General features: G+C 45.0%; 15 protein-coding genes. 8 read left to right on the top strand and 7 right to left on the bottom strand.

Translation table 11 applies throughout. The features are described 5' to 3' along the window. Positions 1-145 precede the first annotated feature (145 nt). The 4 genes from R7Q41_RS12440 to R7Q41_RS12425 all read left to right on the top strand — a co-directional run bounded on the left by R7Q41_RS12440 (position 146) and on the right by R7Q41_RS12425 (position 3,871). Positions 146-1,300 carry a methyltransferase gene (locus R7Q41_RS12440; protein ID WP_318144517.1) on the top strand — a complete coding sequence of 385 codons (1,155 nt, stop codon included), beginning with the start codon at positions 146-148 and terminating at the stop codon, positions 1,298-1,300. A gap of 32 nt (positions 1,301-1,332) precedes the next feature. Continuing rightward, positions 1,333-1,902 carry a YajG family lipoprotein gene (locus R7Q41_RS12435; RefSeq protein WP_318144516.1) on the top strand — a complete coding sequence of 190 codons (570 nt, stop codon included), beginning with the start codon at positions 1,333-1,335 and terminating at the stop codon, positions 1,900-1,902. Next, the gene (locus R7Q41_RS12430; protein ID WP_203346006.1) at positions 1,902-2,447 is read left to right on the top strand and encodes a peptidylprolyl isomerase; all 546 of its coding nucleotides are present in this window, start codon (positions 1,902-1,904) and stop codon (positions 2,445-2,447) included. The genes R7Q41_RS12435 and R7Q41_RS12430 overlap by 1 nt, the downstream gene beginning before the upstream one ends. Before the next feature lie 71 nt (positions 2,448-2,518). Continuing rightward, positions 2,519-3,871, top strand: a complete 1,353-nt coding sequence (locus R7Q41_RS12425; RefSeq protein ID WP_005380257.1) for an AmpG family muropeptide MFS transporter — start codon at positions 2,519-2,521, stop codon at positions 3,869-3,871. Positions 3,872-3,934: 63 nt separating this feature from the next. Here R7Q41_RS12425 and R7Q41_RS12420 read toward each other — a convergent pair whose 3' ends face one another. The 4 genes from R7Q41_RS12420 to R7Q41_RS12405 are packed head-to-tail and all read right to left on the bottom strand — an operon-like array spanning position 3,935 to position 7,171. Further along, positions 3,935-4,594: a ChrR family anti-sigma-E factor gene (locus R7Q41_RS12420; protein WP_065274773.1), complete on the bottom strand. Its 660-nt coding sequence runs from the start codon at positions 4,592-4,594 to the stop codon at positions 3,935-3,937. After that, on the bottom strand, positions 4,591-5,175 hold the full coding sequence (locus tag R7Q41_RS12415; protein WP_005380255.1) for an RNA polymerase sigma factor: 585 nt from the start codon (positions 5,173-5,175) through the stop codon (positions 4,591-4,593). The genes R7Q41_RS12420 and R7Q41_RS12415 overlap by 4 nt, the downstream gene beginning before the upstream one ends. 44 nt (positions 5,176-5,219) lie before the next feature. Beyond that, complete coding sequence (locus tag R7Q41_RS12410; protein WP_318144515.1) at positions 5,220-6,578, bottom strand: DUF4397 domain-containing protein; 1,359 nt, start codon at positions 6,576-6,578, stop codon at positions 5,220-5,222. Continuing rightward, positions 6,575-7,171 carry an LON peptidase substrate-binding domain-containing protein gene (locus R7Q41_RS12405; RefSeq protein ID WP_005380253.1) on the bottom strand — a complete coding sequence of 199 codons (597 nt, stop codon included), beginning with the start codon at positions 7,169-7,171 and terminating at the stop codon, positions 6,575-6,577. The genes R7Q41_RS12410 and R7Q41_RS12405 overlap by 4 nt, the downstream gene beginning before the upstream one ends. Positions 7,172-7,494: 323 nt before the next feature. Between R7Q41_RS12405 and R7Q41_RS12400 the strand changes: the two genes are divergently transcribed. The 4 genes from R7Q41_RS12400 to csdA all read left to right on the top strand — a co-directional run bounded on the left by R7Q41_RS12400 (position 7,495) and on the right by csdA (position 11,098). After that, entirely contained in the window at positions 7,495-8,292 is a 798-nt protein-coding gene (locus R7Q41_RS12400) for an outer membrane protein OmpK (RefSeq protein ID WP_005385292.1), read from the top strand. A 108-nt stretch (positions 8,293-8,400) separates the two neighbouring features. Further along, positions 8,401-9,291: a 2-dehydropantoate 2-reductase gene (gene panE, locus R7Q41_RS12395; RefSeq protein WP_318144514.1), complete on the top strand. Its 891-nt coding sequence runs from the start codon at positions 8,401-8,403 to the stop codon at positions 9,289-9,291. After that, positions 9,288-9,887, top strand: coding sequence for a DJ-1 family glyoxalase III (locus tag R7Q41_RS12390; RefSeq protein WP_006742560.1), 600 nt, complete (start codon positions 9,288-9,290; stop codon positions 9,885-9,887). Before panE ends, R7Q41_RS12390 begins: the two co-directional genes overlap by 4 nt. Then, positions 9,887-11,098: a cysteine desulfurase CsdA gene (csdA, locus tag R7Q41_RS12385; RefSeq protein WP_054728421.1), complete on the top strand. Its 1,212-nt coding sequence runs from the start codon at positions 9,887-9,889 to the stop codon at positions 11,096-11,098. The genes R7Q41_RS12390 and csdA overlap by 1 nt, the downstream gene beginning before the upstream one ends. 33 nt (positions 11,099-11,131) lie before the next feature. Here csdA and R7Q41_RS12380 read toward each other — a convergent pair whose 3' ends face one another. The 3 genes from R7Q41_RS12380 to tcdA form a co-directional block, all read right to left on the bottom strand. Then, positions 11,132-12,052, bottom strand: a complete 921-nt coding sequence (locus R7Q41_RS12380) for a GGDEF domain-containing protein (protein ID WP_213899277.1) — start codon at positions 12,050-12,052, stop codon at positions 11,132-11,134. Positions 12,053-12,361: 309 nt separating this feature from the next. Beyond that, the gene (gene csdE, locus R7Q41_RS12375) at positions 12,362-12,790 is read right to left on the bottom strand and encodes a cysteine desulfurase sulfur acceptor subunit CsdE (protein WP_054728416.1); all 429 of its coding nucleotides are present in this window, start codon (positions 12,788-12,790) and stop codon (positions 12,362-12,364) included. Positions 12,791-12,809: 19 nt separating this feature from the next. Next, positions 12,810-13,619 (bottom strand): tRNA cyclic N6-threonylcarbamoyladenosine(37) synthase TcdA, encoded by an 810-nt coding sequence (tcdA, locus tag R7Q41_RS12370; RefSeq protein ID WP_005391724.1) that lies wholly within the window; start codon positions 13,617-13,619, stop codon positions 12,810-12,812. Positions 13,620-13,659 lie beyond the last annotated feature (40 nt).

Below are 13,659 nucleotides of genomic sequence, written 5' to 3'. Positions count from 1 at the left end.
CATATTGTCTCAAGGCGCTTGACTCCACGAACATGTCTAAAGAGCAGCCATCACTGAACTCGTAAAATTTGACAGCTTTTTGTATCTCGACACGTCATCATTTGCGACAATAACACTTAATTTCTAAATCAACTTACATTTAGCTATGAAAACCGAACTGAACCTTCACGAGCGAAGCTTAACACTTCATCGTTTCCCAAAACGTAGTAACGAAACGCTACAAGCGTGGGATGCCGGTGATGAGTATCTTATTAATCATGTTGAAGAGCTTGCTTTGCCAGACAATCAAAACATCCTCGTGATTAATGACAGCTTTGGTGCCCTCTCCTGCTGGTTTTCGGAAAAGCACCATGTAACGCTAATGAGTGATTCATTCATCTCACATAAAGGTGCACAGCAAAATCTCGAGCAAAACCAGTGCAATAAAGTAGCATTTGCCACCACGATGGACCTCGTTCCTGCCAATATTGATCTCGTCTTGCTGCAACTGCCCAAAAGTAACCGCCATCTAGTGTGGATACTAAGCCAATTAAGAAAGGCACTACCGGCTTCCTGCCCCGTCATTGCAGTCAATAAAGCGAAAGAAATTCATACTTCGACGCTAAAACTGTTTGAAAAATACTTAGGCGAAACAAAAACATCTTTGGCCTGGAAAAAACACAGATTGGTGTTTTCTCAAGCAACAGTTGAGCCTCCGATTGAAGTAATGCCTTTCACGACTTGGCGCGTTGATGGCGAAGATATCGAACTCAAGAACATGCCAAATGTCTATTCAGGAGAAAGTTTAGATTTAGGTGCACGCTTTATGCTGCAGCACCTGCCTCAAGACCCTTCGATAGACAATGTCATCGACCTCGGCTGCGGCAATGGTGTTCTGTCTGTTAAATTTGGTCAGTTGAATCCAAATGCTCGGCTAACATGTGTTGATGAAAGTTTTATGGCGCTTGAATCAGCAAAACAGAACCTACGCGACAACCTTGGTGAAAATAGAGACATACAGTGCATAGCGAACAATTGCTTGGACGGTTTTAAACACAGCAGCAGCTCTATGGTTATGTGTAATCCACCGTTTCATCAACAACAGGCAATCACCGATCATATTGCTTGGCAAATGTTCTGCGATGCTAAACAAGTATTAAGTGAAAATGGCCGTTTACTGGTTATCGGAAATCGTCACCTCGGGTACGACGCAAAACTCAAACGTCTGTTTGGCGATAAAAATGTGAAACTTATCGCTTCCAACAATAAGTTTGTGATTTTACAGGCTACAAAAAATCCTGCTAAATTAAGCGCAATATAAGCTTTAGCAAAATAGTTAAAAGGAATAATAAAATGAGAAAATTGGTACTTGCGGCTTCGGTTGCGTTGCTTGCTGCGTGTTCAGCCCCTCAACAACCTCAGCTGAACCTGATGCCAGAAAGCACATTGAGCACCAATCCAATTGTTCAAGGCAAGACTTACAGTTTGACCAGCAAAGATGTACGTGCAGCGCAGTACGTGGCGTTGGTGGATAACGGCCGTTCGAACATTCTTCCTCTTCATGCTAAACAGAATTTACGTATTGCGTTAGAAGAAGCATTAGAGAAGCAATTCTTATCTCAAGGTTTCCATGCGGATCTAAACAGCAACAACGCGATTGAATTGAGCGTTCAAGAAGCGTTGGTCAACGTGAAGCATTCGGTGATGGAAAACGAGATGGATGCTAAAGTTGTGCTGGAAATCACAGCAGAGACACCTGAGGGCAAGCTAGTCAAAACTTATACAGGTACAGCAAAGCGATCTGGCACATTGAGTGCTTCTGATGCCGATATTGAAGAGACACTGAATGATGTAGTGACATTAACACTTAAAGAAATTGCCAATGATCCTGAGCTTCGTCAATACATGCAGGAGCGTTTCTAATGTTACGCAAGGCAATTCTTTCTCTCGCGCTACTCAGCTGCAGCGTTTGGGCCGGACCAAAAGTGGCGTTTGAAACAACGTTAGGTTCATTTACTGTCGAACTGAATGAAGAGAAAGCGCCGATTACGGTAGCGAACTTCCTGAAATATGTAGAAGACGGTAGCTATGAAGGCACTATTTTTCACCGCGTTATTCCAGGTTTTATGGCGCAAGGTGGTGGCTTTAACCAAGATATGCAAATGGTGAAAACATACGCGCCAATCAAAAACGAAGGAAATAATGGTCTAAACAATGACCGTGCTACCATCGCCATGGCACGAACTAATGCACCAAACTCTGCAACTCGTCAGTTTTTCGTCAACTTAGTCGACAATGACTTTCTCAACTATGGCGCTCGACCACCAGGTTATGCTGTATTTGGTGAGGTTACTGAGGGGTTCGACGTTATCCAGAAAATGGCTCAGCAGCCGACCACGACAGTAGGCCGAATGCGTGATGTACCAGAGACGCAAATCGTCATCACCAAAGCTACACTACTTAAATAGCCAAAACGATAAGCCCTTTGAATAATCGAAGGGCTTTCTCTTTCAACGGCTTCATTTTATTGGATTGATTTATGTCTTCATTACCTTCCATCACTTGGTTGGAAACGGTAAAAAGTTACCTCGATAAACGACTCATGTGGGTTTTCATGCTGGGCTGCTCTAGCGGCTTTCCGTGGGTTCTTATCGGTTCAAACATGTCAGGTTGGCTAAAAGATGCCGGCTTGACCCTCTCCGCAATTGGCTATTTTGGTAGCGTTTTTGCGGTCTATGCGATCAACTTTCTGTGGGCACCTCTGGTTGACCGCGTGAAGCTGCCAGTCCTCTTTAGACTGCTGGGGCAAAGACGTAGCTGGATTTTCTTTTGCCAAAGTATCGTACTCGTCGCTACCCTATTTATTGCCGGCGTTAATCCAGCGGAAAACTTGGTGTTTGCGTCACTACTCGCCTTGTGCATTGCAACGGCTTCAGCGACACAAGACATCGCAATTGATGCTTTTCGTATTGATACTTTCCCAAAGTCAGAAGAGTCTAAACTGCCTCAAGCTTCTGCAATGGCGGTCATTGGCTGGTGGACAGGTTATTCACTACCGGGTTATTTAGCGTTTGTTAATGCTGACAGTGTCGGTTGGAATGGTGTGTACTACGGGATGGCGGTGATAGTCGGCATTCTAATGGTCTTTACGATTTTAGTCGGTGAACCGAAGACTCAACGCGAACAACTTCAGTCTGCCGCAGAACAACGCCACAAAGAAGTGGTTGGTTCAAAAGTCGTAGCTTGGTTTACCGTGACTGTTGTAGAACCTTTCCTTGATTTCTTTAATCGCAATGGCGTCCGTGTCGCGATTACTCTGTTGCTGTTCGTTTTCCTATTTAAAATTGGCGAAGCGTTTTTGGGCAGGATGTCGATCGCGTTCTATAAAGATATTGGTTTTAGCAATGAACAAATTGGCTATTACTCCAAACTGATCGGTTGGGGAGCCACCATCTTCTTTACTTTTGTCGGAAGCATGTTCAACGTTAGGTTTGGTATTGTACGTGGATTAATGATCGGCGGTATTGCGATGTCTGCCAGTAACTTGATGTTTGCTTGGATTGCTTCGGTAGGCCCAAACGAGCACTTGTACTTAGCCACGATTATTGTCGATAACTTTACGACTGCTTTCTCAACTGTCGCTTTTGTTTCATTTTTGACGATTCTAACCGGGCAAGCATTTTCGGCAACTCAGTATGCGTTGCTTGCCTCTCTAGGAAACTTCGGACGGACGACTCTTGCTTCTTTCAGTGGCGAGCTAGTGGATTATCTCAATGATTGGAGCACATTCTTCGTGCTTACCGCTGTCATGGTCGTGCCAAGCTTGATTATGTTGTACTCGCTACGACATTACTTTGATGCTCTATTGGAAAAAGCACGTCACAAGCATTAACGAAACATATAAAAAACCACCGAATTCGGTGGTTTTTGTTTTGCGAGATATAAGATAAGAGGTCTATGGGTATAACCCTTTACCAAACATATTAAATATACGTGCCACGCCTTGAGTAAAGATCATCGGCTCAGTCAATACGGTTAAACACAAGCAGTCTTCTCCGGCCTTAGTGTAAGGGCTGTGCTTCACTGATGCGTCTCTAATCATCAAATCGCCCTCTTCATATTGGCCATCCTCGTCACTAAATCCACCATGTAGGATCAATGTAGACTCCAGGCCTTTGTGCGTATGTTGAGGAATTTGCACATCTTCCCCGATGTACATTAAGCTGACACGAGCGTCTTCCCCTAGGTCAATCTGAGCACTAAAAACCTTGCCTCCGTAACTTCTCCATGACCCTACGAGGTCAGAGAAACGCGCTAGAGTTTTAGGAAGAGCGAAACTTTTTCCTGCGACATTAACAGCAGCAGAGTCGCGGATCACGATATTATCAGTCGCTGGCTCCGCATTGATGATGTCATTAAACATGTCGTCAAATTCAGAAACATACTCAGAAGGTATGTCACTTACGATGTTCGCTTGACTTGCTTCGACTTGGTTCACATAAGCTCGGCACTTGGTGCATATTTCTAAATGGGTTGCGACCACAAGACCAGAAACCGCATCAATGCTTCCCGAAGCGTATGCTTCTAACAAGCTGTTATCTGGGTGTTTGTTCATAGTTGCTCCGTATGCATTGAATGCCTTAGCTTTTCTACTGCAAGCCTCAGCCTGGATTTTACAGTACCGAGGGGTATATCAAATAATTCCGCGACCTGTTGATGAGGTAGCTCTTCAAGATATACCGCTTGTAAAACATCTCTCTGGTTTTTCGGTAATATATCTAAAAACTTAACCACCTGTTCTTTCAACATATCTTGTTCTGGTGAATAGTGATCAACAAGATCAGGTGGATAATACTCTGACGGCCAAATGTCATCAGAATGAATGTGTAATTCCTTACCTTTCTGTTTTCTCAGCAAATCAAAACAAAGGTTTCGGATTATGGTATATATCCAAGTCGATAACGCGCTCTTTTCACCATCATAGAGGTGCGCTTTCTGCCAAACTGTCGCCATGGTCTCTTGCACCATCTCCATAGCAACTTGCTCATTACCAACATGTTTGTAAGCGAATTGCTTCAGCTTGGGTGCGTAAAAACGGAATACAAAAGCGAACGCATCTTTGTCTCGAGCCTTCACTTTATCCATGTAATCGTTCCAATCACTGCGCCCCAGTTTTTTCGGGCTATCACTCATCATAATCGGCCTTAATTTGTGGGAGGAGTCTCCTCCTCCCATTCGTCCTAATCGGTCACGTCATCGACCAACAAGTTGAAACCACCGTTGTTCCCATCATCAATGGCAACGACTTGGTACACAACACCGTTCATTACATTGACTGGTGCTGAGTCAACCGCAACAATACTTGGGTTACCAGCCACTGTTACCGTTACATAATATGTACCTTCAGCGACATATAATCCTTGTACGCTATTTTTATACGCAAAATTAGCAATAGTTGGATCACTTCCATCTATTCCTGCACTCGTAGTGAGGTAAATATCCACCATTTCCGCTATAGGATTAGCCGCAGCGTGTGTCACATTCAATGTCGCGCTAGTCGCCACAGCGCGTCTCATATCTTCAACAACCAGAGCTTCGATATCAATCGCTGGGCTAACAACACCGACTGCATAAACACTGTAATCCATTCCACCTGCAACCATTAACCCGTCAACATCTATGATCGGATTGGTTGTTGTGCCATCCACGTAAACGTCAATATCGTAAGCGCCAGCAGCAAGATCCAAATAACCACGAATCTCTTTGAACGCTAAGTCGGCAAGAGGAGCGAAGGCCGCCCCGTTAACGTTAACATCGACGACTGGCGCTCCATCGACAAGGTGTCCGACTCTTACTTCAGCTTGGCTGCCCATATCTTCAATTATAGAAGAGCCCGAACCGTCCAACACCAAGAGTTTGACAGGTGACGTGCTATTCGAATCTCCTGTGCCGATAGCGGCAATCGTCAAGTTGGAGTTAGCCGCAAGAGATACTTTGCCCGAGTCAAAAGCAACGCTGTCTCCTACGGCAAGTCGAACTTGATACTCACCAGCTGGGATGTTCAATACGTCGGTAGAAGCTTTGTAAGCAAGGTTAGTTATTGGAGTCGCGCTAGCAAGAGCAACACCTGGCTCAGTGACATAAAGATCAACAGCAGGAACGCCTGAAGCTGCATGAACAACTTGAACATCTAGACTATTGGCATCAGCCATTGAATCGGCGCTGCGAGTCACAACTAAAGGCTCAACTGGGTTTGGCGAACCATCGGCATCGCCAACAACGAACACGTTATAATTGAGGTCGGAATCAAGATCTAGTTCTGTTTTAGGTACTACGGTCGCGGTTTCATTACCTGGGAGCTGTACATCGACCTGAATCGAATTCATCCCCTCTCGCAATTTAACGTAGCCAGATCCCACACCATAATCAACATTCGTTAAAGATGGTTTATCGTTGATCCACACATTTGCAAGCGGCGCATCAGAAGACGCGTGCACTGCTTGTAAATTGGAATACTCGATAGTGTCACTGTCGGAGCCACACGCCGCCAGTCCTAATGCCGCCACCATAGTTAGCGCAGCTCTGCCAAATCCTTTCATATCCTTGCCTCTTTGTTAGTCGGGGCTTCTATGGCTTCTGTCAGAAATTGCAACGCAGGAATGCAGTTCTCTGCGCCAACGAGCTGTTCGAACAGATTGCAGTCTAAAGGAAGTAATTCAAGCCAGCGCTGGGTCACCCAAGCTGAGTCATCGTAAAAACGATGCTGGTAGAGGTTTCCAAGTTGAGGAAACTCTTCATAAACATGGGATAACTGCTGGCTTAAATAGAAGAAATCTGGTGAGTTGTCTGGATGTTGCCAATTGTCTAACCATTCGACCTCTGCATGGCGTAAGCCGTCCGCATCTGCACGAACTCGTTTGACAACAAAGCGTTTCTCACCAGCGACTGTAATACCAAGAAGACCATCACTGAGTGTTTCAAAATCAACAATCCTGACCAAAGTTCCGATAGATGAAACGTTACCCACGTCTTTAGGGTCACCTTCACTTCCTACTAGGCAAACTCCAAAACCCACATTTTGTAGGCTGCATTCCTTTACCATTCGCTTATATCGTGGCTCAAAAATGCGCAGATTCATTTTACCTTCAGGGAGTACAACTGAAGTGAGTGGGAATAACATGACTTCTTTCATTCAAACGTCCTCTTTGATTCACGGATACATACGAATCCCTTATCACTCCGATCACTAACGATTTATGTTGGTTAATCGACTGGCTTAAAAAGTCATAAAATCGCTCACGCAAACGATCCAAATCACACATTTATTGCAATAAAATGCAACAAACAAAAAGTTCCGTAAATAAAGATAATTTCGTGATGCAACTCACCAAAAACGTTTCATTTTGCACCCTTTATCACTTTCATTTGGGATTTTTATCGCTATTATTCCCGCCAATTGGAAAGCGCAGCACAGATTGCGTGTTCTGAATCATTACAAACATAGAGAGTCCCCTTATGCGTAAATCACTTTTAGCTCTTAGCCTTCTAGCGGCTACTTCAGCTCCAGTTATGGCGGCAGATTACTCTGACGGCGATATTCACAAAAACGATTACAAGTGGATGCAATTTAACCTAATGGGTGCATTTGACGAACTTCCAGGTGAGTCTTCACACGACTACCTAGAAATGGAATTCGGCGGCCGCTCTGGTATCTTCGACCTTTACGGCTACGTTGATGTATTCAACCTAACTTCTGATCCAGGTAGCGACAAAGCTGGCGCAGAGAAGATCTTTATGAAATTCGCTCCACGTATGTCTCTAGATGCGGTAACTGGTAAAGACCTATCTTTCGGTCCAGTTCAAGAGCTATACGTTGCAACTCTAATCGAGTGGGGTGGTAACTCTGGTGTTAACTCTCAAAAAATCGGTCTAGGTTCTGACGTAATGGTTCCTTGGTTTGGTAAAGTTGGTGTTAACCTATACGGCACTTACGACGGCAACAAAAAGGATTGGAACGGTTTCCAAATCTCGACTAACTGGTTCAAACCATTCTACTTCTTCGAGAACGGTTCATTCATTTCTTACCAAGGCTACATCGATTACCAATTCGGTATGGATGATGATGCTGGTAACAAGTTTGGTTCAACCGCGTCAAACGGTGGTGCAATGTTCAACGGTATCTACTGGCACTCAGACCGCTTCGCAGTGGGTTACGGTCTAAAAGGTTACAAAGACGTGTACGGTATCAAAGATACTGATGGGTTCAAGTCAACTGGCTTTGGCCACTACCTTGCTGTAACTTACAAGTTCTAATTGAACCACTAAGTTTGCTCAAAAATGGCGCCTTTCGGCGCCATTTTTATTTGCTTTCCTTTTTTCCCTCATTATCCTTGCAGCAAACCTTTTTAATGAGAGCGTTTGGTGAATATCCTTATCCTCGGTCCAGGTGCGGTGGGCTCACTCTGGGCAACAAAATTTAAGCTTGCCGGGCACAATGTTTCATTGTGGGGAAGAAGTTCTGAAAGCCAACAATCACTTCAGTTGGATGACACACCCGCAATCGTATTCAGTAATCAAGATATTTCCTCCGTAAATAAAGCAGATCTCATTTTGATCACGGTAAAAGCTTGGCAAATGGAAGACGCCATTCAGCCTTTACTGCCTCATATCAACGCAGACACGATTATCATGCTGATGCACAATGGTATGGGTACCGCCTCTGGCGTGGAGAAGGCTCTGCCAAACAATCCTATCGTGCTCGCCACAACGACGCACGGCGCATACAAACCAGATAACCAACACGTACTGCATACCGGTCACGGAACAACGCAAGTGGGTGGTTATAATGACAAAGGAATGCAGTGCGCTTTTCTGCAAGATGTTATGCATCATGCTCTTCCAGAGGCCATTTGGAATCCACACATCCAATCTGCGTTATGGACTAAGTTAGCAATTAACTGCGCGATTAACCCACTGACTGCGATTCTCCAGTGTAAGAATGGTGAACTTGCGAAGCCCGAGTTTAAGATACAACTCGAAAGCATCACTCAAGAACTGGTTGAAGTAATGAGTAAAGAAGGTATTGCTATCGAGTTTCGCTCTCTTTTCGATACGGTAATGCAAGTGGTGAACGCCACAGCTGAGAACTATTCTTCAATGAGACAAGACGTATTCCATCAGCGTCGAACGGAAATTGATTTTATAACCGGATACTTGTTAAAGGCTGCCGAGAAACATCGCATCAATACGCCTGAGAATTTAAAACTTTACCAACGCATCAAACAAATAGAACAAAGCTGGACAGAACAATGAGTAAGAAAATCTTAGTGCCAATCGCTCCGGGCACCGAAGAAATGGAAGCCGTCACCGTTATCGACATGATGGTTCGCGCGGGTTATGACGTTACGGTAGCGAGTGCTGCTTTTGATGGCTCATTGACGATGAAAGCTTCTCGCGGAGTCACACTAACAGCCGATTGTAAACTGGTCGATATTGCTGATGATGAGTTTGACGCCATAGCGCTTTCTGGTGGTGTTGGTGGTGCAGAAATTTTTCGTGATAGCACGGTGATGATAGAAATCCTTAAGCAGCACATCTACGAGGGAAAATTGGTCGCTGCTATCTGCGCAGCACCGGCGTTGGTATTGCAACACCATGATCTTTTCCCACAATCACTGATGACCTGTCACCCGAGCTTTCAGTCACATATCCCGGAAGAGAAGTGGCGCAGCAAACGCGTGACCTTTGATATCAACCACAACCTGATCACTAGTCAAGGTCCGGGTACAGCTTTAGAGTTCGCGATGGAAGTAATCATTCAACTCTCAGGTAAAAAACACGCATGGTCAGTTGCTGAACCAATGATCCCTCTGCCTACTCTGCACTACCACAAGCTTGGTGAAGAATAATGTTTGACGTAAATGCTGTACGCGAGCAATTTCCTGCTCTAAACCAATCCGTCAACGATACGCCCTTAGTGTATCTAGATAGCGCAGCGACAACGCAAAAACCGCAATGTGTGATTGATGTCATCAGTCATTACTACAGTGCGCAAAATGCCAATGTTCACCGTGGCAGCCACAGTTTAACGGCTAATGCCACCAGCCAATTTGAAGCGGCACGAGAACGAGTGGCAAGCTTTATTGGTGCAAACAGCTCTAAAGAGATCATTTGGACACGGGGCGCAACCGAAGCACTGAACTTAATTGCTCAAACCTACGCCCGTAGCACGTTACAACCAGGTGATGAGATCTTAATTAGCGAGATGGAGCACCACGCCAACATCGTGCCCTGGCAAATCGTGGCAGAGCAAACGGGTGCTAAAGTCATTAAAGTTCCGATGACATCAGATTGCCAGTTCGACATCAGTGCATTTGAGGCGCTTCTGTCTGACCGCTGTAAAATTGTTGCTTGCGCACAAATAACCAACGTAACAGGCACACGCCAACCTATCGAAAAAATCACTGAACTGGCGCACAACGTTGGCGCGGTTGTTGTAGTTGATGGCGCGCAAGGCATCGTACATGAGCAACTTGATTTATCGGCATCAGATATCGATTTCTACGTTTTCTCAGGTCACAAACTTTATGCACCAGCAGGCATTGGGGTTTTATACGGCAAGCTTGAACTTTTGGAAGCCATGCCACCATGGCACGGCGGCGGTAAAATGGTTGAACGCGTTTCTTTCGAAAAAACGACGTTTTCTGCACTTCCTGGTAAATTTGAAGCGGGCACACCAAACGTTGCGGGCGCGATTGCTCTAGCGAAAGCCATTGAGTGGTACCAAGGTTTTGACCATCACGAAGTAGAGACTCATCTCCATGTGCTTCAGGATAAGGCCTACCAAGCACTAAGCGCTTTGGATGACATCCATATTCTAGGCTATCAACCGAATGCCTCTGTACTGACGTTCGTCATGGACGGCGTTCATCACCAAGACATGGCGACGCTGCTCGATCAACAAGGCATTGCGGTACGAGCAGGACACCACTGCGCTCACCCATTGATGGATGCGCTAAACGTTAAAGGCACGGTACGCGTTTCTTTTGGTATTTATAACACGGCTGAAGATGTGGATAGACTCATCGCCGCCGTAGAAAAAGCCGTCGACATGCTATAACGCCAACAGTTTGATTTGGAGTAACCAACAAGGTTACTCCATCTGCCTATCCAGAGTCGCCACGCAATTTCTGCCATTTCTTTTCGCAGCATAAAGCGCTTTATCTGCATGCGCATACAAACGTTTGGTGGTTTCATTTCTGCCTATTTCCACCACGCCTACACTCACCGTGACCGGAATTTCAATCTTTTCAAATTCGAACTGACAATTTTGAATGTGGGAACGTACTTCCTCTCCTACCTCTTTCGCCGCCGACAGAGAAGTTTCTGGCAAAATAATCGCAAACTCCTCCCCTCCGACTCTTGCAAAAATTTCGTCTTTGACGAGTAAGTGAGAAACCAAATCAGTTAAGGTCTCTAAGACATAATCCCCCGCATCATGACCACGTTTATCATTGATGACTTTAAAAAAGTCCAAATCAAACAATAACAACGCGGAGTGATAGTTCGGCTCTTGAGCTTTAATGACCTCTTCTGTGAGCTTTTCGAAAAAGACACGTCGATTGTAGATGTTGGTAAGAGCATCAATTTGGCTTTGATGGCGAAGAAGGGTTTCAACTCGGTGGCGATTGGAGATGTTGCGTGTAAGAATAAGGACAACGCGACGACCTCGGTATTTTATAGCGAGTGGGCAGATCTTGCCTTCGTAGTATAGGTCGCCTCTTGGCCCACTGTTAGCATCTATTCCCTGAATGCTGTCGGCGCACATCTTGTACTCGACCGTCACAATACTGTCTTGTTTCAGTGATCGATTGATCTGCTCGATAAACCAGTCAGCTTTATCTTTCTCGAGTACGCTGTGCAGCGTCTCACCTATCAAATTGCTTCCATCGTGATAGGCTTTTTTATCTGTTCCTCCAAAAACATCAATATAGATACCATCTTCACTCAGAATAAAAGTGGGGTCTGGCATTCCGGATAACACGTCTTGCGCATGTTCCAAGGTGAATTGCATATAGGGAGGTTCCTAGCATTTGTATCTAAGTAACCCAATCGCTTCCAAGTGTGTTTCCACATTGGGGAATAGGAGCGGATGGGGCATATGTCTATTATCTAATATAGACAAATTTTAAATACAATTGAGTTTATAAAAACCAAGTGGGCAATATAATGAACCAGGATCAATAGAATGGTTAATTAACGCTAAAATAGTCGACCATTTGCATACTTTTTATCCATATGCAAAAAATATCTCAACTCAGATACAAAAAACGCCAAACAGCTAGGCTATTCGGCGTTTTTTAAGAGTTGGAAAAATAACTCGTTACACGGCGACTTGCTTAATCTGCTCTACAATAGCTTTCAAGCCATTACCACGTGACGGGCTTAAATGGGAGACAAGCCCCAGCTGATCAAAATAAGCATCAATATCAAATGCTTGAATTTGATCGGCCGTTTTACCGTCATAAGCTGCCATTACCAAGGCAATCAATCCACGGACGATACGCGCATCGGAGTCCGCACAAAAATGCCAAACGCCATCTTGCTCTTGGCTCACTAACCACACCAAGCTTTCACAACCCGAAACGGTAACTTGTTCTGATTTCAGCTCTTCTGGCATTTGTGGCAGCTTTTTACCCCACTGAATCACCTGACGGTAACGATCTTCCCAGCCTTGAAATTGCTGCATAGTCGCTACAATGTCTTCGCTGGTGATATCTGTACCAAATGGAGAAACGGGAAAATCTGTCATGATGCGCTCTTCTTCTAGTTTACTGCTTATATTTTGAAATCAACTTCTCAACGATTCGCGATACCGCGACAAAGCCAAACGTTGCAGTTACGACAGTCGCCGCACCAAAACCGCTAGCGCAATCCATACGTTTTGGACCTTCCGCTGTCGACTTCACACCACACACTGAACCGTCTGCTTGAGGGTACTTCAGCTGCTCGGTTGAAAACACGCAATCAATACCAAACTTACGAGCCGGATTCTTAGGGAAGTTATGATGACGACGCAAGGTGTCTTTGATTTTCTTCGCTAGAGGATCTTGGATCGTTTTCGTTAAGTCAGCGACCATGATCTGCGTTGGGTCAACCTGACCACCAGCGCCCCCCGTGGTGATCACTTTGATCTTGTTGCTGCGGCAATACGCCAACAAAGACGCCTTCGCTTTTACGCTGTCAATCGCATCTAGCACGTAATCAAACTCTTTGCTTAAGTACTCATGTTGATTGTCTGGCGTGATGAAATCATCAATCAGATTGACTTTACACTCTGGGTTGATCAATTTGACACGCTCGGCCATCACTTCAATTTTGCTTTGGCCAACGGTGCCCGTCATCGCATGAATTTGGCGGTTAATATTCGTGACACAAACATCATCCATATCAATCAGAGTCAACTCACCGATCCCAGTACGGGCCAGCGCTTCGACCGCCCATGAACCCACGCCACCAATACCAATAACACAAACGTGTGCAGCGCGAAGAATGTCCACTTCACTGTTGCCATAAAGACGACGAGTGCCGCCAAAGCGTTGATTGTAGCTGTCAGATGCTGGGGTATCGAGTTCACGCATATTGAAGTCCAGATGATCGATAGAAAAACAAAGAGTGCGA

The organism is Vibrio sp. 2096, assembly GCF_033339595.1.
GTDB lineage: Bacteria > Pseudomonadota > Gammaproteobacteria > Enterobacterales > Vibrionaceae > Vibrio > Vibrio alginolyticus.
Note: the sequence above shows the minus strand (reverse complement) of the source record. Positions and strands in the feature narration are given on the sequence as shown.

What these genes read in the sequence shown, in the direction of transcription:
- R7Q41_RS12380 (WP_213899277.1), bottom strand. Translation starts at nt 12,052, where the DNA reads ATGCAATTCACCTTGGAACATGCGCAAGACGTGTTATCCGGAATGCCA.
- tcdA (WP_005391724.1), bottom strand. Translation starts at nt 13,619, where the DNA reads ATGCGTGAACTCGATACCCCAGCATCTGACAGCTACAATCAACGCTTT.
- R7Q41_RS12425 (WP_005380257.1), top strand. Translation starts at nt 2,519, where the DNA reads ATGTCTTCATTACCTTCCATCACTTGGTTGGAAACGGTAAAAAGTTAC.
- R7Q41_RS12440 (WP_318144517.1), top strand. Translation starts at nt 146, where the DNA reads ATGAAAACCGAACTGAACCTTCACGAGCGAAGCTTAACACTTCATCGT.
- R7Q41_RS12390 (WP_006742560.1), top strand. Translation starts at nt 9,288, where the DNA reads ATGAGTAAGAAAATCTTAGTGCCAATCGCTCCGGGCACCGAAGAAATG.
- R7Q41_RS12430 (WP_203346006.1), top strand. Translation starts at nt 1,902, where the DNA reads ATGTTACGCAAGGCAATTCTTTCTCTCGCGCTACTCAGCTGCAGCGTT.
- csdE (WP_054728416.1), bottom strand. Translation starts at nt 12,790, where the DNA reads ATGACAGATTTTCCCGTTTCTCCATTTGGTACAGATATCACCAGCGAA.
- R7Q41_RS12400 (WP_005385292.1), top strand. Translation starts at nt 7,495, where the DNA reads ATGCGTAAATCACTTTTAGCTCTTAGCCTTCTAGCGGCTACTTCAGCT.
- R7Q41_RS12410 (WP_318144515.1), bottom strand. Translation starts at nt 6,578, where the DNA reads ATGAAAGGATTTGGCAGAGCTGCGCTAACTATGGTGGCGGCATTAGGA.
- R7Q41_RS12435 (WP_318144516.1), top strand. Translation starts at nt 1,333, where the DNA reads ATGAGAAAATTGGTACTTGCGGCTTCGGTTGCGTTGCTTGCTGCGTGT.
- R7Q41_RS12405 (WP_005380253.1), bottom strand. Translation starts at nt 7,171, where the DNA reads ATGAAAGAAGTCATGTTATTCCCACTCACTTCAGTTGTACTCCCTGAA.
- R7Q41_RS12420 (WP_065274773.1), bottom strand. Translation starts at nt 4,594, where the DNA reads ATGAACAAACACCCAGATAACAGCTTGTTAGAAGCATACGCTTCGGGA.
- R7Q41_RS12415 (WP_005380255.1), bottom strand. Translation starts at nt 5,175, where the DNA reads ATGATGAGTGATAGCCCGAAAAAACTGGGGCGCAGTGATTGGAACGAT.
- csdA (WP_054728421.1), top strand. Translation starts at nt 9,887, where the DNA reads ATGTTTGACGTAAATGCTGTACGCGAGCAATTTCCTGCTCTAAACCAA.